The sequence below is a fragment of the Streptosporangium carneum genome, from assembly GCF_027922005.1.
Lineage (GTDB): Bacteria > Actinomycetota > Actinomycetes > Streptosporangiales > Streptosporangiaceae > Streptosporangium > Streptosporangium carneum.
This window is the reverse complement of sequence record NZ_BSEV01000002.1, coordinates 432,722-457,122: the sequence shown is the minus strand read 5'-3', so window position 1 is coordinate 457,122 and position 24,401 is coordinate 432,722. Positions and strand designations below refer to the sequence as shown.

The following is a 24,401-nucleotide window of genomic DNA, read 5'->3' as shown; positions in this document are numbered from 1 at the left end:
GCACAGTGTGAATAGCAGTCACAAGGAATTTTTGGGTGGCGAGATGTTATTGTAGGGTTTGTGGTGGATTGCGGTGGGCTCGAGAGTCACGTCCGGGCAGGTGTACGGCCCGAGTTCGGCTCGTGAGACGAGGTGCTGGGCGTCCCCGATGAGCGCCGATTGCCCCTGGTCGGGCAGCGAGGCCGACTGGTGATCGCCTGCGACATCCGCGTATTCGAGCGTCCGCATGAATGCGCGACCTATTTGAAGATCAGGGCGGCGGTTTTCCTGCTCCCGGGTGAGTCGAAAATCAAGGAGCGCAAAGAACTGATCCTCCGCGATCTCTCGGCGATGTGCAGTGAGTCTGGCCGGCTTCGCTCCGGTGTGTGGCGACTGACCTCGCATGAGCTGGACCTCTATGAGGCCTCGGCCGCCGCGAGGAAGCGGGCACAGCGTCCGAGGAGCATCGGCTGTGACCTCTCTGGCGGCCTGATTGACATGTTCGTTGAAGGCGCCCAGGTGCTGGACGGGTAGAAGGGCATGATCATGACATCCTGGCTCTCGGTCACCGGCCGCCGTGGAGCCTCATCACGGCGGCCGTCAAGGCAGAGAGCCTGTCACCGGCAGCGGCTGTCAGCCGATCTCTCCCAGGAAGTGCTGCCGTAGCAGCTTGACGTCCAGTGCGACCGTCCGATCTCCGTCGGTCAGCGTCAGCACGCCGTACCCCTCGAGGTTGAGCAACCTCGAAGCCTGGCTTACGTAGCCGCGCATTCGCGCCGGGGGCTGTTCGACGAGTGCGGCCGCCTCGATGACCGGCAGTCTTCCGCCCACCGCGGCCAGGCCGTCGATGAGGCGGGCGATCTGCTCGGACGCGGGGGCGTTGCGCACGAACCCGCGCTGCTCCTCGAAGGCCGCCGATCCGGTCACCCGTAGGCCGAGCGAGTCCCCCGCTGCCTCGGCGACCGAGAACAGGCCCTCCTCCTCCTTGGAGCCCTTCGGCTTCCTGACAGTGGCCCTGAGCGGTGCCTCGGCGACGGGAACGGGCCCGTTCCACCAGGCGGGGGCGTGCTGGGCCGGGTCGAAGAGCTGCCAGCCCGACGGACAGTGCCGCTCGCCGGGCACGAACACCAGGATCGGGATCACCATCTCGGCCGGGGAGATCCCGCCGTGATATCCCGCCTGCTTGGCGGTGTAGCGGACGGACTCGTCCCACGGCGCCACGACCTCGCCGCCTCCGGCCAGGACTCGCGGACCGCGCAGCAGGATCTCGCCGTCACCCGCCGTACCGGTCCGGTACCGGGCCGCGTCCGACTTCTCCGCCCTCGCCGGGGCCTCGCGTTGTAGGACGTGCCCGTGGTCAGAGGTCAGGACCACGCTGCGGCCCGCCAGCCAGGCGGCTGCCAGAACCTCACGGAGGTAGGCGACCCCGTCCAGCGTCCAGGAGTCACGACCGTCCGTCGGGCCCTTGCCGAGCGAGTCGTCCACCGCGTTCAGCACGACGCCGACCACCGTCGAGGAGTCGGCGATCGTGGCCAGCACGTCGTCGCCCAGCTTGGCCCCAGCGTCACCCGGCAGGTTGCCCTTGTGGAACAGCGCGCTGCGGCGGCCCGGCCACGCCGCGCGGAAGCCCGGCGTCTCTTCGTGCTGTGTGCCCTCCCGCAGTCGCCCGCAGAGCAGACTGGTCCGGGAGAACCGCGTGATCGACGGGATTACCGCGATCGCGGGCTCCCGGCCGTCCGTCCGACGCCCGATCTCGACCCAGTTCCACCTGGTCAGGATGCCGTCGGCCAGCTCGCCGGCGACCGCCGCGCTCATCCCGTCGAGCACGACCACGACCGGCGCGCTCAGCGGCCTGACCACCCGCTCCAGCAGGTTCTCGGCCAGGACCAGCGAGGCGGTGTCCGAGCCGTGCTCCGTCCACGCCGCCAGCCGCCGCCCGAAGACCTCGTCCAGTTTCGTACGGCGGGCACGCGCGTCCTCGTACAGCGCGCCGTACGCCTCCTTCAGACGCGGCACCCTGGCGGTGTCCGCCTGCCAGACGGCGGCGACCGCGCGGTCCACCCAGCTCCACTCCCGCAGGTGGGCCGTCGCCAGCGCGTCCAGGGTCGCGGGCGTCTCCATCGGCGTGGCCAGCCAGCGGGCGAGCCGCACCGCCATCTCGGCGGCCCTTGTCTCCTCCGCACGCCCCGACGCCATCTGGTGTTTGCGCACCAGGTCGAGCGCCTTCTCGGCCTCGGGCAGGTTCCGCGCCGCGAGCGGCTCGGCGAGCGCGCCGAGGCGTATGTCGAAGCCGAGCGAGAGCGCGTCACTCAACTCCGCCAGCGACTCGGCCTGGATCTCAGCGAGGATCCGCTCGGCACGGGCCGCGACCTCGGCGGCCTGGTGAGCCGTTTCGGGGGTGCCCAGCCAGCGGGTCCACAGTGACTCGGCCGTCTCGGAGAAGCGCTGCACGGTCTGCGCCGACAGCCCGGAGCCGCCGAAGAACCGCTCCTCGATCCGGACCCTGGCCTGTACGGCCGCCTGCTTGCGGACGGCTCTGTCGCTGAACACCACGGCCGTGACCAGCCCGAGCGGCACGGCGTCGACCGCGTGGTCGTTCGCCACCAGCCGGAACACGGCCGAGGCGACCGGGCCGACCTCGCTCTCCAGCCACTCCTGGAGCCCGGCGCGCTCGGCGTCGGCGAGGGCCTCGAAACGGGCGACGCTGGACGCCTTCCCCGTCCACGCCAGCAGGGTCGCCGCGTCCATCTCGCCGTCGAAACGCGCCGAGGCCAGCGTCCGCACGGCCGTCTCCAGCGTGAGCACACCGCCACCCAGCTTCGGCCATCCGCCGGGCGGCTGCGCGTCGATCAGGGCTTCGACCAGCCACACCCGGTCACGGGCTGACAGACGCGGGTCCACCAGGCGGGCGCCGAACGCCTCGCGGACGAGGTCGAACCGGTTGACCGGCCGCAGCTCGTGCTCGGCGATCCGGGCGAACAGGCTGTCGCCCAGGTCCTCGCAGGGCGTCAGGACGACCAGGTAACCGTCGCCGGACCGGGAGGTCACGGCGTCGAGCACCGCGAGCACGGTCCCGCACGCCCGCACCTCGACCCGGTGGCCGTCGACCTCCACCAGCGGCTCGTCACGCCACTCGGGGGCGGCGCGCAGCGCGATGATCCGCTCATGATCCTGCCGGGCGACGGCACGGCGCACCGCCTGCTCGATCACGGCCCGGCTGGCCTGCGGCAACTGAAGTGTCGGGATGCCCATCGATCAGTCCACCACTCGCCAGGTGATCTCGATCGTCGCGTCCCCGTGTTTCTTGGCCAGACCCAGAAGCTCGGCCATGACGGCCTCGAGCTGGGACAGCGGCACGGTGTGACGCCCCTGCTTGGGCCCCGGAACCGGGACCGTGGTTCCTCCGGAGGGCTTGTCGGGGTTCGGCACCACGATCCGGGACGGGTCCACCGGAGGCGGGTCCTTCGGCGGAGGTGTGACGATGGGCGGTGTGACGACGGGGGGCTGGACGGCAACGACCAGTTTGACGGCGTCGTCGTTCGCCGTCTTGAGCGCGGGGATCAGCGGGGTGACCTGCTCGTCCCTGACGGAGGCCGCACGTAGCCGCTCCAGAACCAGCTTCGCCGGCTCGTCCGCCCGCTGGGCCACCGCCTCCACGATCGGCCACTGCACCCCGCCGAGCGCCTTCGTGACCGCTCCGGCCTTCTGAAGGCTCACGTGGTAGGTCTCCAGCGGCTGGTCCAGGGAGAAGCTCGCGAGTTCGCGCAGCAGGGCCGTGTCGTCGGTGATTCCGGCCAGCTTCTCCACCAGTTCGGCCACGGTCCTGGCGGTGGCCAGGCGCTGGGAGTCGGCCAGGTCCAGTAGACCGGCGTGACGCTCCAGCTCGCGTACCAGCGTTTCGGCGTCGGGGAGCAGCTCGCTCGCCGTCTTCCGTACGGCGGTGCCGAGAGCGTGCACCGCCCGCGCGCTTGCCACCGGCGGGCGCTCGATCTGGAACAGCCCGAACGCTCGCTCCGACGCCACCCGGAACTCCTCCCGGGAGGGAAGGTCCTGCGCGCGGAGCGCCATGTCCCCGGGCAGGTTCCGCAGGTCCGGAGCCGCGAACACCTGCTTACCGCGCACCCAGGCCCGGTCCCGCTGGATCGCGTAGCCGTAGACGATCAGGCTGACGATTTCCTCCGGCAGGCCGGGCTGCTCGGCCCTGATCCACTCCTTGAGCTCGCGGACGGTGAGGTCCCCGGTCTTGCCCGCCTTGCTGGCAGCGCGCTCGATCCGCAGCGGCCACTCCTCGCGGAGCACGAAATGAGCCTCGTGCATGGTGCCGAGCTCCAGGGCCTCCCCGATCCGCTTCAACACGGGGATGTCGTTCTTGACGACCTCGGCCCGCTTGGGGTCGCTCTGTGTGGCCTGCTCGATCTTCTCCAGCACCAGCTGCAGGTCCCGTGGCCGGTAGGCGGCGCCACTGCCGTCCGGGTCGAGATTCGGATGCTTGGTGAACTGGTGGTCGAGCAGTTTCCCGCAGATCCACTGCAGGGCGCCGTTCAGCCCCTTGCCCGCCTGCAGCCGGATGTCCAGCCCGTCGATCAGCGGCATGACCGGCTGGTCCGACTCACGGCCCACGTTGACCGGGTCCGGTTCGGCTACGCCGTACGCCTGCTTGATCACATCGCCCAGCCGGACGAGGAGGGCCTCGCGGCGGCTTTCGAGTTGCCTGCGGGCGTGGTGACGGTCCTCCTCCGTGAGGTTCTCGGCCAGCTCCTTCAGCACGTCACCGGACAGGACGTGCTCGATGACGATCAGGTCTCCGAGATCGCTCAGCCGGTCCTGGGAGAAGAAGTTCGGCAGCCACCCGGCCGTGCTGGCGTTCGGCTGGTCGGCGCGGATGCGCAACAGCCGGTTCCGATCGTCGGCCGGGCCGAAGTTCCCCTCGTCGAACGGGTAGTCCACGATGATCCGCAGCGCGCCGGGTTCGGACGGCTCGAACTTGCGGCTGTCCAGCCGCTCGGGGTCGCGGATGTTCTCGAAGACCACCTCGACGACCCGCGGGGTGCCGCGCCAGACGATCTCGCGGCGCGACTCGATCTGGCCGCTGTTGGGCACTCCCAGCTCGGTCCAGAGCATCTCCTGCAGCCGCCGTCGCTTGGCCGCCGAGTCGTCCTTGCCACGGGCCCTGGCCAGGATCGCCTGGGTGTCGACACCGATCAGCGCCATCTCAACTGAGGGGTCGTCCGAGCTGCCGGAGATGCGGATCTGGCCGAACGCGGAGGCCAGCTCGCGCAGGGTGGCGGCGACCTGCTTCTTCTCCTGGCCGGGGATCATCGTGATGATCGAGCCGTAGTTGAGCGCGGCGATCCGACTCGCGGTCAGATTGCGCAGCGCGGGCACGTGGGGCACCAGAGCCGCCAGCAGCAGCGTCTTGGCGGTGAGGTCGTCCAGGCGGAAGGCCGGGGTGGAAGCGGAGTCCTCGGCGAGGTTGTGCTTCTGCAACAGGTGGGGCCTCAGGCGCTCGATGTAGAACCGCTTAGCCTGGTCGAACTCCTCGCGAAGCTTGTCGCTGAACGGCTTGTCGCCGCCCGCCGCGAGCACGTCGTAAATCGCGCCAAGCGGCACGATCTTCCCGACTTCGAGGGTGTCCCGGTGGTCCACGAGGAGCTGCTGCGTCAGCTTCAGCGCGCTGCGCTCCCGCTGCAACGCCGAGGAGATGTCGATCATGGCGGAGAGGAAGGCGGGGCTGAACGGGTAGGTCGTCCGGAAGTCCTGGCGGGTCGCGCCGCCGCCCTGGGCGTCCAGCAGCACGTCCCACACCTGCGGGTTGTTCCTGGCAGTCCGCTCGAAGGCCGCGTCCAGTGAGGCTTTCGCCTCCGCGTTCTTCGCACGGAGCAGACGGCGCTTGATGATCTCCCGGAGGTTCCGGTCGGCCAGGGCGAGCCTGCCGAAGCGGCCGTCCCAGTATTTGAGCGTGTCGAACAGGCTGGCCGTCTGCGAGCCCGCGATGTCCCGGCCGACCAGCTCGCGCAGGTCGCGCTGGCGGGGGACGAAGCTGATGATCGGCGCCGGCCGTTCGTGCTCGGCGCTCTCCACCAGCTTGGAGACGTTCTGTGCCTCGCGGCGGACGAAGGAGTCGTCGCCGAGCCGCCCGGCGAGCCAGAGCACCAGCTCGTCCAGGAGCAGCACGACCGCGTCGTATCCCAGCTCCTCCTTGGCGTGCGCCGAGATGACCGACAGGCCCTGGTCGAGATCGATGAACGCCTCGCCGTCGCCGTGCACCGCCCCCGCGTAGCGCTTGAACGGCCCCGCCAGCAAGTCGGTGACCAGGCGTCGCCGCTCCCGGTTGCCCGGCGGGGCGGCGAAGGCCCGGTCGAGGAACTCGCCGTTCCATGTCCCCCGCCGGAAGTCGCCCTCCCCCGCGGGCAGCTCGGCGACGAACCGCTCGTCGCCGAGCCGGGCGCGCAGGTCGCGGGCGTCGTCAAGCAGCGCCTCGTCGCGGTAGACCGCAGGCAGCTTCTTGTCCGGGTGGAGCTTGCCGACATGCTTGACATAGCCGCCGAGGACGGCCGAGTCGAGGTTCTTCGCGCCGATCAGGTGGTACGGCACCAGCAGGATCCTGCGGTCCCGCAACCACGGGTCATGCTTGGTGACGGTCGGGACCAGCTCGTCCTTGGCCCGCACGTCCGGATTCTTCTGCAGGATCGCGTGGAGCACGGCCATGAAGTGGCTCTTGCCGGAGCCGAACGAGCCGTCCAGGTAGGTGGCGTGCGAGCTGTTGGTCTCCACGGCCTTCTTGACGACGTCCAGCGCCTCGTCGAAGGTCTCCGCGAGCTGCGTGGTCACCACGTAGTCGCGGATGGTCCGGTCCGCGTGGCTGACGCCCTCGGTCAGCTTCAGGACGAAGTCCCCGGCGTGGACGCGCTCGGGGATCTCGATCAGGTCGCGCAGCAGTTCCGCCATCGTCATGCCTTCTTTCGCCCGCGGCCGGCCGTGGGGGGACGCCACGAGGTGAGATCGTCGTCTGTCAGGCCGTACCGGTGCCGTTGGTCGTCCAGGTAACTGCTGAGCGCGTTGGCCCAGGAGTCGCCGTAGTCGGGGTCGACCTCGCTGTGCCACTGCCTGATCCAGGGCAGCACCTCATGCAGGCCCGCGATCAGCGGGATGAGCTCCTGCTTCTCCCACAGGTCCTGGTCGGCGCGCTCCTCGATCAGGGTCATCAGCGCGTAGCCCTGGTCGCGGTGGTCCCAGCCCGCCCAGCCGAGCAGCAGGCTGTCGTCAGTCTTCGAGTTGGCGCCGAGATAGGAGACGAACCGCTCCTTGGGCACGTCGAGTTTGCCGCGGTGCTTCCAGAAGCCCGGCTTGAAGTCGGCGCTGGCGTACTTCGGCGGCACCGGGATGTTCAGCCGCTTTCCGGTCTCGTCCTCCTCGCGCTGCAGCTCCCAGCTCCGCTCCCACTGGGCGCGCTTGCGCAGGCCGGTGTCCTTGTAGCGGAGCGCGGCGAGGTAGGGGACGTGCTCCTCGGCCAGGATCGCCTTCAGCACGTCCGCCAGGTCGGCGTCCGGGCTGAGACCGATCGCCGTGGTGAGCAGCCGCGCCACTCCGACCACGTCGGCGTCGTCACGCAGCTTGTCGGCCAGCCGGTTCACGGTCATCGGCTTGGGCTGCGGGTTGCCGAAGTCGTCCTGGACGTACCAGAGGTCCTTCGTCTCGCAGCGGTCCAGCAGCCACGCGGTGAGCGCCTCACGCTCCTTCTTCGCGTACGGCTCGGCGGCCCAGCGGCGCTTGCACTCCGGACGCTCGATGAGCGCGATGTCCCGGCGCCTCTCGATGCACTCGATCCGCCTCTCGACCACCTCGCGGTAGGCGGCGGGCCAGTGCTCGGGCAGCTCGGTGATCGGCTTTGAACCGTGCCGGGCGAACCACTGGGACTCGATTTCTCCGGTAGCCATTTTGCGGGCGAGCACGATCTCGAAGGCCCGCTCACCCAGGTTCAAGAGAGGAACCTCATCAGGCTCCCCGGGCTCAGCCGCCCAGTTTTCGACACAGAGTTCGGCGGCCTCGTCCTCGTCGAGCAGGCCGTAGAGCTTGTAGACGTCCCAGTCCAGCTCTTCCTGGAGGGAGATCATCCGGCTACGGATCCGGTGATATTCGGCCTGCGCATCGTATAGCCGCCCTCGCGTGGGCACACCTTCGGCGCACACTGCCAAAGGCTCTATCTGGCCGATTTGCTGAGAGAGCACATCTAGCTCTCGCCCCAGCTTCAGAGGAAGTACGGTAGGCAGAGGGAACTCCTGCAACTTGGTCCCGGTGAATTCGTACCTGCTCTCCCAAGCCTCGTCTTGGACTCCTCTTCCGATACCGCTGCCCCCCTTGGGCTGACTCACTTGCTTGAGCCAAAAACATGCGACTGAGCTGTTGAGAACTCCCAGTAACTCTAAGTGTTCTTTCTCGGCATCATCGGACAGCTTGATTATCGGGGCGGAGCGATTGAATACTCTGCCGCATCTATCGAGAACAAAGTGGTTGTGTGTAGCCACGAATGCAAATGCGATCGACAGTGGTGTTCTTAGCTTGTCGCGATAAAACTCACGATACTCGTACCAGTGGATATTTTTAATATCTTCAATCGGGATTCCGAACTTCTTTCGTTTTTGCATTATTTGTCGATTGGGCCAAAGGAATCGGCCTATCTGGGGGATCTTGTCAAGATCGAGCGTGGATAGATCTCTCGTGTATGGCCATGCGCTGATGATGTTTGGGCGAGCACTGAAGTCGCGAACTCGGTCGCCTGACACCATTGGTTGGCCGTTTTCGAGCCGTAGCCGTGCTAGCGAAGCTGTGTTTGGAAGAGAAAAGGCGTCATCCTCTCCGGTAATGGCCGAGAAACCCATTGCGGCGATGTGGCCGGCTAGCTTGGCGACTGAGGAGCGCGTCAATTCGGTCATCAGGTTGTCCGCTCCACCTCCACTGAGGCTCCACGGATGTTGTAGAAGCGCTCCACGGTCAAGGTCGTTAACGCTGACCCACGCACTCTCGCTGCCCGGATTTTCTACTTGATTAACAATTGCCTGCCAGACCTCGCCTTTAGCTGGATCCTTGGGCTGATCCGGTTCTCCGCGAATTCCCATAACTGTGCGGATTGGCTTTTGGTTTGCCTGACGACTACGTCCGATCAGGATGACCGTTGGAGTTCCGTGGTCCGGTATGTAGGCACCGGAAGTGTCAATGACACGAGTGAGATCAATATTCGTGGCAAAAAACTCCTCAATCAGTTTCTTGCCAAACTCTCGTTTCATGAACGAATTTGCGGTTATTTGTCCGACGTAGCCAGGGTTGCGCTGGCCTTTGTCGGCCGTTATGGCCAGATCAAAGAAACGTTCGGCGAATGGAACAGAGAGTGCGTACTCCCTGTAGCAGGTGTCATAGAGGTCCCGATATCCCTGGTTCTCCGCCTTGTCCTTCACCGTGATGTAGGGCGGGTTGCCCACCACCACGTGATACGACTGCGGGGCCAGGATGTCGCACTGGGCGACGTACTTCTCAACATCCTCGGTGGCGAACAGCATCGCGTCGACCTCGGTCAACGACTCCTGACCCCGCGTCTTCGACCGGCGGAAGCGCAGCGTGTCGCCCACGGCCACGTTGATCGGAAACTCCCGAGCCTTGGCCAGTGAGGTGATCCCAGCAGCCTGTAGCGCCGCGATCAGCAACCGGAAGCGGGCGATCTCGGCGGCGAAGGGGTTCTTGTCCACGCCGTGCACGGACTTCAGGGCGCGGGCGATCAGGTCCCAGCGGTTCGCGCCGGGAGCCTCCTGCTCCCAGGCGGCCAGGAGTCTGTGGAACGCCCCCAGCAGGAAGTGGCCGGACCCGCAGGTCGGGTCGATCAGCCGGAAGTCGCCCTTCAGGAACTCCTCGCGGAACTCCTCCAACGCGGGCGTGAGCGTGTAGTCGAGGATGAACTCCTCGACGAAGTCCGGGGTCTGGAGCAGGGCGTAGGTCTTCTTGGCGTGCTCGGACAGGTCCTGGTAGAGGTCGCCCAGGAAGCGGGTGTCCTCATCGGTGAAGTCGTGCCTGACCTGCCGGTCGGCGTCCGTCTCCCGCCAGAACCCGAGGAGCCGCTGCGCCACCGGGTGCGAGGGGCCGGCAAGGCGGGCGGCGACGGCCTCCCAGCGGGCGTCGAACGACAGGCCGCTCTCGCCCTCCTCGGCAGGACGGGCGATCAGCCACATGGCGTTGTGCTCGAAGTCGAACAAGCCTGCCACGACCGGCGTCGACGCCATCGCGCGGAACCCGGCGAGGATCCAGTCGCGGTCGGTCCTGTCCGGGTGGGCCCGGAAGAAGTCGCCCTGTCGTTCCTGCGCCACGTCCAGCCGGTCGCCGGGACCGGCCAGGTACGGCAGGTCGATCAGCCGGTTGTCCTCGGCGTAGCGAAGGAACACTGTGCCCAGCACCCAGGCGACGGCCGACTGGGTGACCCGCTCGTCACGCCACGACTCGAAGGTGGCGGCGATCCGCTCCGCCGTACGGGCGCGTTCCCACTCCCGGCGCAGCTCGGCGTCGACCGCCTCGTCCTGCTCGGCGCAGTCCCGCAGGTCGTCCTCCAACGCGCCGACCTGCTTGCGGAGGTCGGCCAGCAGCACCTTACGGTCGATCACGAAGCTCTCCTGGGGGTGGAGGTGGCGTTGTCAAGGGCGGTCATCGCGTCGCGGGGCAGGGCCAGCTCCTCGTTGCCGCCGGGGATCACGGGGATCGCCTGGCCGTCGAGCTGGGCAGCCTCGCGCGGGTCGGCCATCGGGGCGAGGAGCCAGACGCCGTACGGCGTCTCGTAGGCGCTGCGGGCGGCCTCTGCCAGGCGGCCCAGCAGCTCGGCACCTCCGGCGTAGCGGGAGACAAGCCGGCCGTCCCGCACGACCTGGGCGAAGGGGGTCGCGTCGTGCAGCAGCGCGATCTCCTCCACGGCCCTGATCCGCTCCTCGACCAGTGCGAACGCCTCGACGGTCATGTCGGCGAAGCCGACCCGGTTCACCGGGGAGGCGTCGGGGGAGTCGGTGGCCAGCACGATCGGCCACTCGGGCACGCCCCACTCGTCGCGCACCTCGCGCAGCGCCCTGACGAACTCAGCGGTCACGTTGACCGGCGAGATCCGCAGCTCTGGGATGGCTTGGAGGACGGCGGGCAGCTCGGCCGCCTGCCTCCTCTTGATCCGGGCCTTGACGACGAGGAAGCCGCCCCGGTCGGCTACGGTCGCCAGCCGGTTGAGGACCTCGGAGGGGTCGAGCCGCCCGACCCGGCCGAGAGTGGTATGGGTGGCCGTGCTGCTGGGCAGCCGGGTGTGCAGGCTCGCGGCCGGCAGGTGGTACCGGCCGTCCGGGTCGATCTCGACCGACAGCCCGGCATCCTTGAGCACCTTGCGCAGGCCGCCCGCGTGATCGGGGAACGAGGTCAGGTGGGGGAGCCGGGCCAGCACCCGCTTGCGCAGCTCCTCGGGCGTGATCGGGGCCGACAGCATACCGCCGACCTGCGCCAGCCGTACGGCCCTGACCGGTTCGAGGTCCACCGGGTAGATCTCGAACCGCTGGGTCACCGCGGCGGACACCGACGCGGCGGCGGCCAGGGAGACCAGCCGGGTGTCGGGCAGCGCGGGCATGCCGTCCGGGGCGGGAACGGCGCGCAGCGCCCGCAGCGCGGCGGTCGTCACCGGCAGCGGGTCCCGCCGCGCCAGCTCGTCGGCCTTGCCGCCGAGGGTGAGGGCGTAGTCGATGAGCTGGGCGTCGCTCGGCAGCGCCCGGTCGTCGCTGACGTGGGCCACCAGGACGCGACCGTCGTTCTTGCGCCGTTTGACCAGGCGCGGGTTCTCCAGCTTCTCTTCGGTCTCGATCGCCGCCCGTACGGCCGCCGCCGCCAGCGCCAGCCGGGCCGCCGACTCCTCCAGCGCCGAGCCGCGCCGGGCCAGCAGCTCGGCCGCCAGCTCGGAGAACTCCATGATCCGGCCGTTGTCGGCGAGGATCCGCAGCAGGTCATGGCGGAGCGCGGTGACGGCGCTGTCCTTGGCCCACCGCTCGCGGGCTCTCTTGAGCACACTGCCGACGTAGCCGGAGCTGACCCCGACGAGCTCGCCGACGTCCCGCTGCGGCGCCCACGGCTTCACCGGGGAGGGGGCGCCGTCCGGGCCCGGCAGCGCCAGGCTGAGCAGCAGCGCCTTCGTCCCGCTGTCACCGGGCTTGGCGTTCTTCGGGATCAGGCGTCCCACCAGCTCGTCCAGGCCGAGTGTGTCCACGTTCTCGCCGACGGCGACGGGCTTGGCCTCGACCGCCCGGCGGATCGACTCGGTGACCTGGAAGCGGCGGCGCCACTCGCGGGCCCGTCGGAGCAGTTCGTTGCGCGGTGCGACGCCCACCCCGCGCAGTCGCTGGATGCGCCCGCCGGGCACCCGGATGAGCTCGCCGACGGTCTCCACGCCGAGGTCGTTGAGCGCGACCGACAGCGCCTTCGGGGTCAGGCCCGCGGCGACCAGGGGAGTGACCTCGGTGGCCGCCTCGGCGGCCTGGTCGCGGACATCCTGCGGCGCCGCGGCCTCGTCGTGCCCGGTGCTGCTGATCGGGCGGCTGTCCTCCAGCGCCCGGAAGATGTCGCGCCAGGCGTCGCGCATGGCCTGCAACGTGCGGAAACGCCTGCCCGACTCCCGGGCGAGGGCCGTGCTGAAGAACTCGACCAGGCCCTCGCGGATCTGCGCGTCGAACCGGTCCTCGGCGAGCTGCGGCACCGTCTCGGCAGGGCCGAGCAGCCTCGGCTCGACCATGCCGTCACCCCACGAGGGGTGCTCGCAGCTCGCCATCTCGTGCAGGGTGACCGCCAGGGCGTAACGCTCGGCGTGGTCGTCGTAGACCGGGCGGCGGTCGGTGCCGACGAAGGGGTCGAGGTAGGGCGGGGTGCCCGCGGTGACGACCTTGTCGTCGGTGTCGGCGAGGGAGAAGTCGAACAGGACCAGCCGGGTCTGCCGGTTGGACAGGGTCCGGACGGCCAAGTTGTCGGGCTTCAGGTCGCGGTGCCGGACGCCTTCGCTGGCCAGGTAGTCGACGGCGGTGAACAGGTGCTCGCCGTAGCGCTCCAGCTCCTCGATGGACAGCTGGCCGTCGCGGCGCAGGTAGTCGGCGAGCGTCGTCTGACCCGCTCGCTCCAGCACGATGAGCGTCCGGCCGCCGAACTCCAGCGTTCCCGACTTCTCGACGAGGTCGACGATGTGCTGCGAGTGCAGCCGCTTGAGGACGGCCGCCTCCCGCTCCAGGCGAGGAACTGCCGCGTCGTTCAGCGCGACCTTGAGGACCGCCTCCTGGGCGACGTCCTTTCCGGTGCCGTCGGTGTTCCTGACGGCTCGCTCCGCGAGCAGCGCGCGGGCGGTCGAGCCCTTGCCGAGGGTGCCGAGGATCTTCCACGGGCCGACCTCGGCACCCTTGGGAGCCTGGAGCGGATCGACCTCCTTGGGTGCGTAGAGTCTCTCCTCCACCAGGTCAAGGCGGCGCAGCAGCGCGCGGACCGAGTCGAGCCGGTCGCACACCTCGGGCCGGGTGGCGTCCCGGACCAGCTCGTCCAGGAGCGGGTCCATCGAGTCGGTGACCGCGCTCGGCACCAGTCCCGACCGCTCGGCCAGCAGGAGGGTCAGCTCGCCCCGGCTCTCGGCGGGGGCCTTGCCGGTCAGGACGAGGTAGGCGCACGCGCCCAGCCCGAAGACGTCGAGGGGAACGCTCTCCGCGTCCGGCTGGACGAACTCGGGGGCGAGATACGCCTGGGCGGCCTTCTCGATGTGCCCGGCCAGGGAGGGCGCCGCGTGCTGGGTGAGCGTCTGGCGGGCGGAGGCGCCCGGCCCGGCGATGCGGTTGAGCGCCGCGGTCTGCCAGTCGGCGACCATCAGGCGCGGGTAGCGGCCGTTGGCGTGGAACTCGACCCAGACGCTGCGGGCGGCCAGGGCCCGGTGGTAGAGGTGCTGGCGGTGGGCGTGGTCCAGCGCCTCGGCGAGCTGCTTGATCATGTCCAGCCGGGTGGCGACGTCGAGCTGCGCGCCGTACCGGGTCATGTAGTGGTCGAGGCGCAGCCACTCCGGCTTGTGCGGGAAGAGGACGGCCGGCCCTCCGGGGTGGTCGTCGCTGAAGTCGAGCGCCTTGAGGATGCCCGGGTGGTCGATGCCCTGCAGGACGAGATACTCGCGTCGCGCGACGCGGCGTGTCGCCTCTCGATCCTCCTTGGTGGCGCGCTGCTCGGACAGGTAGACGCGCACCCGCCGGTGTTCCCCGGCCAGGGCGGTGTTCTCAGCGAGGTAGTCCTCCCAGGTCGGCCCGGTCTCCAGCGACCTGGCCTGCAGCTGCCACTGGCCGACCCTGATGTTCTTGCGGACCGCGCTGACGCCTATCTTGCGCAGCAGATCGGGCAGCCGCCGGGCGAAGACGGGGTTGACCCGCCGGCTGTCGCTGCGGGGCGCCTGGCCGAGCAGGTCCTTCCAGATGCCGGGCAGGCCGCTGCCTGCCTCATCCCTGGCGTAGACGTTGAGCCGCTGGACCTCGTCGAGCTCACTGACGAGGCCGGGGTCGGACAGGAACACGGCCGGGGCGATGTAGGGGATGCGGATGTCGAGCTCAAGCTGCTGGGCGGCCCATTCGAGCTGGCTCTTGAGCTCCCGGCATTTCTGGTTGGTCAGATCGAAGGGGTTGTCGAGGGTGAGGGTCCGCTCGCCGATGAAGCTCCAGTGGCCGCCGTCGTTGACGACCCGGCCCGGGTGACTTTTTATCTCGACGAGGAAACATCCCGCCGGGGTCGTGACGAGCAGGTCGACCTCGCGCGAGTGTCCGCTCTTGGCGGTGAAGCTGAAGGTCTGGAAGGCCAGGTGCGGGTCGCTGTCCGGAAGCTTGTCACGGACGTAGTTGAGGGCCTCCTGCTCCCAGGGGAAGGGTGAGCGAGGTCCCTGCCAGCGGTCCACAAGGCCTTCCTTTCCTACCGTATTCACATGACGATTCGTGTCTGGGCGGTGCTCGGCGTCGAACACTTTGGACCGTCCCAAACGATGATCAGAGGGCATCTTGTCAGAGCCGTCCGCAAATTTCATCAGATAGTGCAGGGATCGGGACGGTAAACGCTGAGAGGTGGTGGACGCCCTGACGGCTGGGCGGAGACGTCAGGGCCGAAACCTCACATTTCCAGCTTGAGGGGGCCGTCCTCGCTGAGCATCCGGAGCACCTTCAGCGCCGCGCCCCGGCTCAGCGACTGGTGGCTGCGCTCGTTGCTCCGGTTCCACAGGCAGCCGTAACAGGCGGTCTCCTCACCGCAGCCGCAGTCCGACATGCGTCTGAGCGCGGTCTCGCCGACGATGTCGAGCCCCTTCGCGATCCGCATCACCGAGCCGGCCCCGCCGGGCACCGTGTCGTAGACGACCAGGCTCGTCTGCCCGTCGGTCCCCGCGTGAACCGTTCCGTCGATGTCGTTGCGGCTGATCTCCAATCCGTAGGCCGCCCCTTCGAGCAGGGCGTACAACGTGGACAGCCACTCCTCCCACAGCATGTTCAGCCCGTCGAAGCGGATCTCCAGGATGTCGGTCTGGTACAGATGCGCCAGCGACCGCCACTGCAGCTGGCCCTTGCAGTCGGCCTGCCGCACCGGGTTGCTGTGACTCGACACCTTCCGCCCCAGGTTGGCGACCGCCCAGCCGCACCTGTCGCAGATCAGGTAGCCGGCTCCACCGATCCCCTCGGACAGGGCGATCATGAGTCCGCGCTCTCCCGAACGGGCCCGCACTCCGAGGCCGCCGGCCGTACGCCAGCGGAACTCCACCGGATCGGCCGCCAGTTCCACCACGTGGGTGGCGCCGTACCACGATGTCTTGGGCGGCTCGCTGCCGGGCCTGCGGGTCTTCCGTTCCGCGATGAAGCCGAACTCCGGCACGCAGTATTCACGCGGTGTCGTGTCCGCGGGGGTGTCACAGGCCGGGCAGACGAGGGACGCGTCGCCCTCGACGTACCGGAAGTGCCCGCAGGCCCGGCAGACGTAGTACTTCCTGCTGATCAGCTCCCGTCCGGGCAGGCGGTACACCCCGGCCGACGTCCAGAGCTGGCCGCCCGCGACCACCTCGGCTCCCGGGGCGTACTCGTAGATGGCGCTGGACAGGTCGCGGGCCAACTCCAGGCTGGATCCCACCTGGCCGTCGCAGTGAATGGTGCGCAACTCCACGGTGTCCACGGGGAAGCCGTACTTCGGCAGCACGTTCCTGTTGGCCAGGAAGCCGATGAGGTTGCGCCTGGTCAGCGTGTTGATGGTCTTCTGGAAGCGGTCGGCGACCTGGAACTTCCTGTTCTCCACGGCTTCGCTGATCCGTTGTTCGAAGATCGTGATGTCCTGGTCCAGCTCCTCGCGGACCACGTCCAGGAGTGTGCACAACTCGATCACCCAGCTCCCCGACTCCACCCCGATCTCCCCCTGGACCTCCGAGGGAAGCACCCGGCGCAGGGCGGCGGTGATCTCCTCGGGAACCGGCGTGAGAAATTCAAGGAGGCGGTTGCACGGCGCGTCCTGTGCTCCCCGAGGACCGCGGAAGAACTCGCCCGCGTTCCGCCAGACCTCGCCGCTGCTTTCCTTGGCGTGCCGGAAGAACGCGGCCAGCGCCACCGAGTGCGCGTGCCTGCGGTCGATCCGCTCATTGCCGAGCGGCACGTACGGCGCGCGCATCTGACCGGCGATCATCGCCTCCGGTTCCTGGTAACGGGCCAGGTCGTGGGAGCGGCGCTGCGCGTAGGTGAGCACCAGCGCGGCCGAGTCGGCGCGACGGCCCGCGCGGCCCGCGCGCTGGATGTAGTTGGCCGTGGTCGGCGGCATGTTGCGCAGCATGACCGTCTGCAGCTCGCCGACGTCGACTCCCAGTTCGAACGTGGTCGAGCAGGACAGGACATTCAGCTCACCTCTGATGAACTGCTGCTGGATCTCGGCGGCCTTGGTACCGGTCCACTGCGCCGTGTGTTCCATGGCGGCCAGCGGGATGGGGAGCATGGTCTGGTAGAGCGTCGCGTAGTGGTCGTCGAGGTCGGCCGTCGCCTCGAGGAGTTTGCCCGCGCACCCCATCATCGGGCAGACACCGCGGACGCTGACCCCGGCGAAGCGGCGGCAGCGATCGCACCGGTAGAGCGTCTCGGTGGGGGAGAGCCGCAAACCGGTGTGGTCGATCTGGTGGACCGGGCCGATCAGGCGCGGGCTGTCACCGGGCAGCCACGTGCCCTTCTGCGTTGTGAGGAAGCGCCAGCAGCCGCCCAGTACCTCCTTGGGGTCGGTGGAGGAGCCGAGCGTCGTGAGCACCCGCGTGAGATAGTCCAACCGCCGGTTCACGCCTCGGGTGGGGAGCCAGCTCAGCACCTTCAGCTTCGACTCCGAGCCGTCGCTGCGGACGTAGATCGGGCCGGTCCGCGGCTGGAACGCCTCGTCCCGAGGGTTGACGTTCTCCGGCATGGTGAGCACCCCCTGGGTGCGCAGCGACCGCACCAGCTCCTGGAGCAGGTCCCAGCACTCGTCCTCGGAGAGCCCCAGCGCGAGCAGCGGCGCGGGCGGCCTCCATGAGGCGTCTCGAGCGAGCTCGACCCTGACCAGGCCCAGACCTTCGAGGGACTGCCGTTCGTCCAGTGCGAGCAGCTCGCGCATCACCCACAGCGCGACGGCCCGCTGCCTGGTCGGGGCGTCGTCCTTGCCAGGGAAGACTCCCGCCCTGTTGGCCGCCTTGGTCACGTAGAAGATCAACGAGGCTACGCTCACCTGGTCGCCGCTCTCGACCGCCTCGTGGAGGCCTTCCATGATGAGGCGGCGGTGTTGCAGCCCCGAGTAGCTCGTCTCCAGGTAGGGCGCGAAGAACGCAGCCTGCTGGCGGCTGTCGCTGAAGGTGAGAAGCTTGCGGCCCTCACCGGGGTGGTCGGCCGTCGCCCGGTCGGGGGCAGGAGGGATCTGCTGGTAGAGAGCGGTCGCCAGCACGGCCGCGGTGGCGTCCCGGCCGCTGTCGAACTGGCGGATCACGCCCGAGCCCCGGCCGCCGCACGATACGCAGCCGGTGGGAGAGGCGGCTTTGGTGTTCAGCTTCCTGACCGGTCGCAACGCGCTCTCGCCACAGCCGTTCCTGCCGCAGAAGGACAGCCAGGAGCTGTGCAGAGCCCCGCAGCGCGGGCACAGGTAGGCGGCCTGGCCCTCGGTGGGCGCGACATCCGAAAGGGTGGTCTCGTCCTCGTCGACGACCTCGGGGGTGTCGTCCAGCAGGAGCCAGGCCCGGGGGTTGTCGCGGGTGATCCGGGGCGTGAAAACATAGCCTCCCGCCGAATGGACGACGGCGCCCATCAGGTGCACCACCCCGCACCGTTTGCAGCCGGCGAGCTCGAACATGGCGCCGTCACAGGTGGGACAGGCCTCGTGCCGGTTGAGTGAGACGTGGGGGCCTTCCCCGGTGAGGCAGGTGAAAGCCCCCTCGGTGGCCCTGGCGAACAGGTGGTAGCGCGCCGACAGGACGGAGGTGCCGGTCGCGTCCTTCACCCGGCTGCCGACCTCGACGAGCGCGGCCAGCCCTCCTTCCGGATCCTCCTGGCCGTCGAAAATCTCCTGCGCGAGAGCTCCGAACGCCTTCGGGCCGCGAGAGAGGGTCCCTCGGAGGCTGGCCATCGCGTGCTCGTGGGCGAGAGCCGAAGCGGTGTCGGGGAACTCGCCGGTCGTGTGCCAGCTCAGCGCGTCGTCGAGATCGTCGTACTGGGCCAGTTCCCGGTACTGCTCGGCCGACAGCGGCCCCCAGAACGGGCCCCTGGGCATCGCCACTCGGGTCGCGCCGACCAGGTCCTGCCGGCCGGCGTCGCCCTCCGTCCATTCGAACGGCACGTTGAAGAGCTTCGAGGCGAACTCCATCACGGCCTCTGGTTGGTCGCCGACGGTCGCGCTGGTGGCGATGCACTGAAGCTGTTGCCTTGGCGCGACCCGGTCGTGCAGACGACGCAGGAGCATGCCCAGCTCTTCGGCTTTCGCGCCGTCGTAGACGTGTGCCTCGTCGAGGGCGATGAACCTCCAGTGCCCGCTGTGCTCACCTTCGAACAGATCCATGTCGGAGGGACGGAGCAGGAGGTACTCCAGCATCGCGTAGTTGGTGAGCAGGATGTGCGGGGGCTTTTCGCGCATCTCCTGGCGGCTCAGCAGCTCGTTCCTCAGCGGCTGCTGGTCCGGGTTCAGCTCGGAGAACTGCGCGAGGCCCTCGTGCATCTGCTCCTTCGTGTCCCCGGTGTACCGGCCGAAGGTGATGGACGGCGTCCCCTTCAGGAGTTCGCGGAGACGCTTGAGCTGGTCGTTGGCGAGCGCGTTCATCGGGTAGAGGAGCAACGCCCGCACGCCGGGGCCGAGCGTCCCGTTCGCGTGCTCGGTGATCAGGGAGTTCAGGATCGGCAGGAGAAAGGACTCCGTCTTTCCCGAACCGGTGCCCGTCGCCACCACGAGATTGCGGCCGCCTGCGGCCTTGCGGATCGCCTGCTCCTGGTGGAGGTAGAGAGGACGGTCCAGGTTCGTGCTCTCCAGCTTTTCGAACGACCGGGAGAGCACCCCCTCCGCGACGAGCTGTCGCAGCGTGGCGCCTGTCGCGTACGGCGGGGTCGCCTCAAGCAACGGACCCTTGGTCAGCATCGGACTGTTCGTGATCTCCGCCATCAGTGCTTCGGCGATCTTCGTATCGCGCACGGGCAGCAGTGACCGCAGGTAGCGCCGGTAGGTGTCGGTGATGAGTGAGCTGGTCTTCAGCGGATCCACGTTGAGCTCCGAGATCGGGGGGAGGTGCCGGTCAGCGCCCGTTGACGTCGGGTCTGCGCGGACGGACCGGATGACGGGCCAGGAAGATCCACTCGCCGCCGGGGTTCGAGGCGCCCAGGACGCGGCTGGAGTCAAGCAGCCATGGGAACTCCGCCTGCAGCTCCTTGAAACTGTCGTTCGTCACGACGATCGCCTGTTTCCGCGCCGCCAGCGTCGCGACGAGCCGGTCCGCTTTGCCCTTGGTGCCGGCGGGTACCTGTGTGATGAGTCCCGAGCGCATACCCTTCCTGAGCTCCTCTCTTTCCAGGAAGGTGAGCTGGTGGACGAGCGCGGCATCGACGATCACGTCCACGGACGAATCAGGATGCTGGGTCCTGAGCGCCTCCACCGCCTCTAGGAGCTGGGTGAAGCTGGGGGAGTCGCCCGCTCTCACGTCCCGGCCGAGCCAGGCGAGGTTGGAGCCGTCGACCACGAACGCCTTTCCTGTGCCGCTCGCGATCGCCGGTCCGGTCGTCGCGGATGAGGAGACAGGGGGTGAGAAGCGCGGCTGAGGGTCCGGGGATGGCGTGTGCTGGGGAAGCCCCTCCATCGCGGTCATCTGACGTTTGATATCGCTCATGGTGAGCGTCTCGCCATGAGTGAAGTCAGAGATCTCCTGGTCGACCAGCATCCGGCCGTCCTTGTCGAGGGCGGCCTTGACATGGAGCAGACCGTCCGCCTGGTAGGTGTACTCCAGGGTGAAGGACGCCTCCGAGCGGGGAAGCGGCTGGGGGTAGCGAACCCTGAGCGTGGTGAGCTGGAAGTTCTCCGGATGCTGGAGGGGCTTGTCCGGGTCGGCCTCCCATATCTCGATCTTCAGCTCGGACTGGAAATCGTTCTTCGGGGTGTAGCTTTTCCGTTCGCGAGTGGGCAGCGGGGAACGCGGCTTGATGATCTCGCTGAACACCTTCTCGCTGCTGTCCAGGCTCCGGGCGGCCGTCGTGCCGAGGGCGTACATGGAGGACACCTGGAGGAAGCTGTCGAGCTCGCCGTCCATGATGGCGGCGGCGATGGCGGCACCCCTGGCGACGGCCGTCATGGGATGGCAGATCTCAGCCGGAACGGTTTCGGCGTCCATCAGCCGTTCTACGGCTCTGCGCACGCAGGGCATTTGGCTGGTGCCGCCGATCAGGAGGATGTCGGAAACCCCGGTGGTTTCAATGCCGAGATCGTTCAGGCACATGCGAACAGGCTGAAGAGCCTCTTCGACCAGATGGCCGATCTGCGCCTCCAGCTCTGTCCGGGAGACCTCGATCAGTCTGCTGACCCCCGGAATCCTGGTGAGGACGGTCTCCTCGGTCGAAAGCCGGATCTTGGTCCGTTCGACGGCCAGCGCGAACTGCCTCTCCTCCTCCGGTGAGAGGTCGGGCTCGTATCCGATCCTTCTGATGATGAGGGCGCGGAGTCTTTTGTCGACCTCAAGGCCGCCGAGCTGGGTGACGCCGCGCGACGCGCGCTCCTCGAACAGCCCGTCCCTGTGCTCCAGGACGGTGACGTCGATGGTCCCGCCGCCCCAGTCGAAGACCATGATGGTGCCCTCCTCCTGGATGTCGTGCATGTAGGAGAGCGCGGCCGCGGTCGGTTCGTTCAGCAGGGCCTTGACCTGGATTCCCGCGGCTCGGGCCGCGGCCCGTGTGCGGTAGCGGGCACCGCCTTTCGCGTTGGCCGGAACGGTGATGACCGCGCTGTCGATCGTGGTGAGGTTCGTCTCCGCCCGGTCGCGCATGGCCTGGAAGACACCGGCGGCGACGGCGGTCGCGGAGATGCGACGATCCCGGAGCTGGATACCCCCGTCGTTGCGCAGCATGCGCTTGCAGGCCTCGATCACCCGGTTCGACCGGAGCTTGGCCTCCCAGCCGAACAGTGTGCCAAGGCGAAGCGAGCTCTCTCCCACGATGGTGGGGAAGAGATGCTCGAAGGAAGGATAGAACCATTCGTCTTCGAGGTGCTCGCTGTCCAGCGAGAGCACCTCGACGTCTTCACCGTTCCACTGCGCGACAACGGAATTGGTCGTGCCGAAGTCGATTCCGGTTGTCACGGTTTCCTCTCCGAAACGTCACGTGCCGCAGTGGTCTCGTCGAGCTGCGGTTCCGCGACATGCCTCAGATGGCCAGCACGCAGAATCCGGCCGGTTGCCTCGTCCACGTAAGCGGGTTCCACCACTTGGAGATACGGTTTGCCGACCGAGTCGTTGATGGCCTTGAAGAACTCCGGGCCCTCCGAGGGGTCCGAGATCCTCCGAACTCCGGCTTCGACGAAGAACTCGTCCAGCAGTTGTGGGATCTGGTCCATGGATCCCTCCCGCACCACCCGTTCGATTTTCGTCAGATGGGAGAGGTGCTGTTTCCGGCCGCGCAGTGCGTCCAGAACGGCTTGACGCAGACCGCTGTTCAATTGTTCGCGCAACGTGCCCGAGTCTGAACCGTCGATTTTGTTTAGAAGCGCGCTGGTGTGCTCGGTGAATCTCTTCAGCACGAGGTTCGGATCGAGGTGCGCCCTTTCTTTGGCGATTGTCGCCAGCCGGTCCTCCATCTCGCGACGCAGCCTCGTCTCCAAGTCCGCTCTTTCCCGGCTCGAAGGTTCTGCCGGTGAGGCCTTCTCCTCGGACGGGGTCTCCGTCTCACGACGCGGTCTCGCTTTTTCCTGGCTCGCGCGTGCTGCCGATGAGGCCTTCTCCTCGCTCTCTCGGGCCAACCGCGCGGCGTGCATCCGTATCTCGCTCCGGAGGAGCCCTCTCAGCTCGCTGCTGACATCGAGGAGGCGTCGTTCCACTTCTCGCTCGAGGCGCTGGGTTAGGTTGTCGACGACATTATGGAGGTCGTTCCTGTTGCGCGGCTCCGATCTCGGTCGCGGACTCGCCGCTGACCTTCGTGGTTTCCTGCCCTGGTTTCCGGGAGGCTGATTGGTCGACATGTTCTCAGGCTTCATCGCTCGGTTCCGTGTTTTTCGGCATGCTGAATTCGAAGTCGTCCAGCAATGATCGTGTCGCGTTCACCCGCAGTGGGTCGAAGTCCTCAGGCTTGCTCTGCGAAGTCCGGCGGTGCAGTGGCTCCACAGGTGGGAGCAGTGCTGCGGAGCGTTCCCTGGAGAGGTGCAACGAGCTTTCTTCGAGTGGCAGGACGTAGAAGTCGGCGCCATGTCTTTCGGCATGCATGAGCCGCCTTTTCGCGGCATTGATGTGCGTCAACCGATCGACGTCGTGATTAAGCTCCTTGCGGAGGTCGCGCCACTGATCCTCCCAGCCGGGATCGCCGTGCGGGACGCCCAACATGAGGTAGGGGTTCTCCCAGTGATCACGGTTGTTCATGGTCAGCGCACGGCGCTCTCGCAGGCGACGCAGGTTCTCCCGGACCTCCGGGTGCGTGTCCTGGGCCATTTCCAGAAGTTTGATCGCGAACTCCAGCTCGTTGTTCTCCTGCGCGAGGTAGGCGGCCATCGTGTGGATCTCCGCGCGCATCGCGTCGGGAAGCAACCGTTCCCGTTTCCCGTCCGTCTCGTTCGACGCTTCCAGGAGGCCTTCGACCTGAGGTTTTGCTCTGTCGAACCAGCCCATGAGGATCCATCGGTAGCAGTTGTACAGCGCCCGCCAGGCGTGAAACTCACTCAATTTGGGGTTGACGGACTCGCTCGGCGTCCAGTGCGCGGTCAGGAGCGGCCAGAGGCCCCTGTCAGTGACGATGCGCTGGGGCCATCGACCGGTCTGGGCGCCGACGGTTATCTCGTCATACAGTGCGCGGCCACCGGAAGACAGGCGCGTCCGCAGGGTGATATCCGTCTCGCCTCGCCAGAACGCCGCGAGGAGGGAGAAGAGATCGGCACCGTCGAGGAGCTCGTCGCCCTCCAAGAAGGCATGACGACGCTCTATCTCGGCCCACCCGAGAGTCGTCGCGTCTTGCCGTTCGATCGAGTCCGGCGTGAGACGGGCGCGGAGATACAGGCTCTCGTCAGGGTCGGGGCGCAGCCGCCACGGCTGCTCGCGCTCGCCGAGCAGACCGAGGTCGATGAAGTCGTCGACCACGGTTAGGGGCAGATCTGGAATGATCCGCGTGACCTCCGCTGTGGTCACGCGGGCAGGGTGCCCCAGGGCCGCCAGATAGAGACGCCACTTGGCGCCACCTTCGAGCACGTCGTCTCCGGGTAGCCGGACGACCCCGGCGAGGGGGTGATCGAAGGAGAGCAACTGTACTTTGCGGCGTCCCACGTCGGTGATCCACGGCATGCCGGCCTGGAGCAGCTCGCCGAGATTCTTGATGAGGAGCCGAGGAGGGACGGTCACGAGCGCGGATCTGACGGCTGTGGGAAGCGACGGGTCGGGCGCGCCTTCAAGGGACCCTCTGATTGTTTCCAGATCCTCAGCCGGCGGGGCGCTATCGTCGAGCAATGCCGAGATCGCTCTGTGAAGCTCGCCGATGGTGTCGCCACCGTGAACACCAAGGGCGGCCCAGCCTTCTGCTACAGGATCCGCGCCGGCGCCGCCGGATCTGATCGCTGCCTGTCTGGCATTTCGCTTGATGCGCCAGGCCGCCACCAGTTCGGCGTGGGAATTAGGTGCGTTCAGGGCAATCTCTCACTCTCGGTGTGCGCCCATCACGCTAAAGGGTAGCGAT

The 24,401-nt window shown here is 67.8% G+C and carries 9 protein-coding genes; 1 reads left to right on the top strand and 8 read right to left on the bottom strand.

Annotation, left to right across the window (positions count from 1 at the left end; all coding sequences use genetic code 11):
- The first annotated feature begins 132 nt into the window (after positions 1-132).
- Positions 133-513 (top strand): hypothetical protein, encoded by a 381-nt coding sequence (locus PKF00_RS07975; protein ID WP_271216730.1) that lies wholly within the window; start codon positions 133-135, stop codon positions 511-513.
- A gap of 99 nt (positions 514-612) precedes the next feature.
- Here PKF00_RS07975 and pglZ read toward each other — a convergent pair whose 3' ends face one another.
- The 8 genes from pglZ to PKF00_RS07935 form a co-directional block, all read right to left on the bottom strand.
- The gene (gene pglZ / locus PKF00_RS07970) at positions 613-3,231 is read right to left on the bottom strand and encodes a BREX-2 system phosphatase PglZ (RefSeq protein WP_271216729.1); all 2,619 of its coding nucleotides are present in this window, start codon (positions 3,229-3,231) and stop codon (positions 613-615) included.
- A gap of 3 nt (positions 3,232-3,234) precedes the next feature.
- Positions 3,235-6,933: a DUF6079 family protein gene (locus PKF00_RS07965; RefSeq protein ID WP_271216728.1), complete on the bottom strand. Its 3,699-nt coding sequence runs from the start codon at positions 6,931-6,933 to the stop codon at positions 3,235-3,237.
- Entirely contained in the window at positions 6,930-10,622 is a 3,693-nt protein-coding gene (gene pglX, locus PKF00_RS07960) for a BREX-2 system adenine-specific DNA-methyltransferase PglX (RefSeq protein ID WP_271216727.1), read from the bottom strand. Before pglX ends, PKF00_RS07965 begins: the two co-directional genes overlap by 4 nt.
- Positions 10,619-14,935 (bottom strand): BREX system serine/threonine kinase PglW, encoded by a 4,317-nt coding sequence (gene pglW / locus PKF00_RS07955; protein ID WP_271216726.1) that lies wholly within the window; start codon positions 14,933-14,935, stop codon positions 10,619-10,621. Before pglW ends, pglX begins: the two co-directional genes overlap by 4 nt.
- A 209-nt stretch (positions 14,936-15,144) precedes the next feature.
- Entirely contained in the window at positions 15,145-19,755 is a 4,611-nt protein-coding gene (locus PKF00_RS07950) for a DEAD/DEAH box helicase (protein ID WP_271216725.1), read from the bottom strand.
- Between the two features lie 31 nt (positions 19,756-19,786).
- Positions 19,787-21,832 (bottom strand): Hsp70 family protein, encoded by a 2,046-nt coding sequence (locus PKF00_RS07945; protein ID WP_271216724.1) that lies wholly within the window; start codon positions 21,830-21,832, stop codon positions 19,787-19,789.
- Complete coding sequence (locus tag PKF00_RS07940) at positions 21,829-22,722, bottom strand: hypothetical protein (RefSeq protein ID WP_271216723.1); 894 nt, start codon at positions 22,720-22,722, stop codon at positions 21,829-21,831. The genes PKF00_RS07945 and PKF00_RS07940 overlap by 4 nt, the downstream gene beginning before the upstream one ends.
- Positions 22,712-24,322, bottom strand: coding sequence for a hypothetical protein (locus PKF00_RS07935; protein ID WP_271216722.1), 1,611 nt, complete (start codon positions 24,320-24,322; stop codon positions 22,712-22,714). Before PKF00_RS07935 ends, PKF00_RS07940 begins: the two co-directional genes overlap by 11 nt.
- Positions 24,323-24,401: the final 79 nt, after the last annotated feature.

Excerpts from the sequence above, each read along its gene's own strand:
- PKF00_RS07940 (WP_271216723.1), bottom strand. The coding sequence starts at position 22,722 with ATGAAGCCTGAGAACATGTCGACCAATCAGCCTCCCGGAAACCAGGGC.
- PKF00_RS07965 (WP_271216728.1), bottom strand. The coding sequence starts at position 6,933 with ATGACGATGGCGGAACTGCTGCGCGACCTGATCGAGATCCCCGAGCGC.
- pglZ (WP_271216729.1), bottom strand. The coding sequence starts at position 3,231 with ATGGGCATCCCGACACTTCAGTTGCCGCAGGCCAGCCGGGCCGTGATC.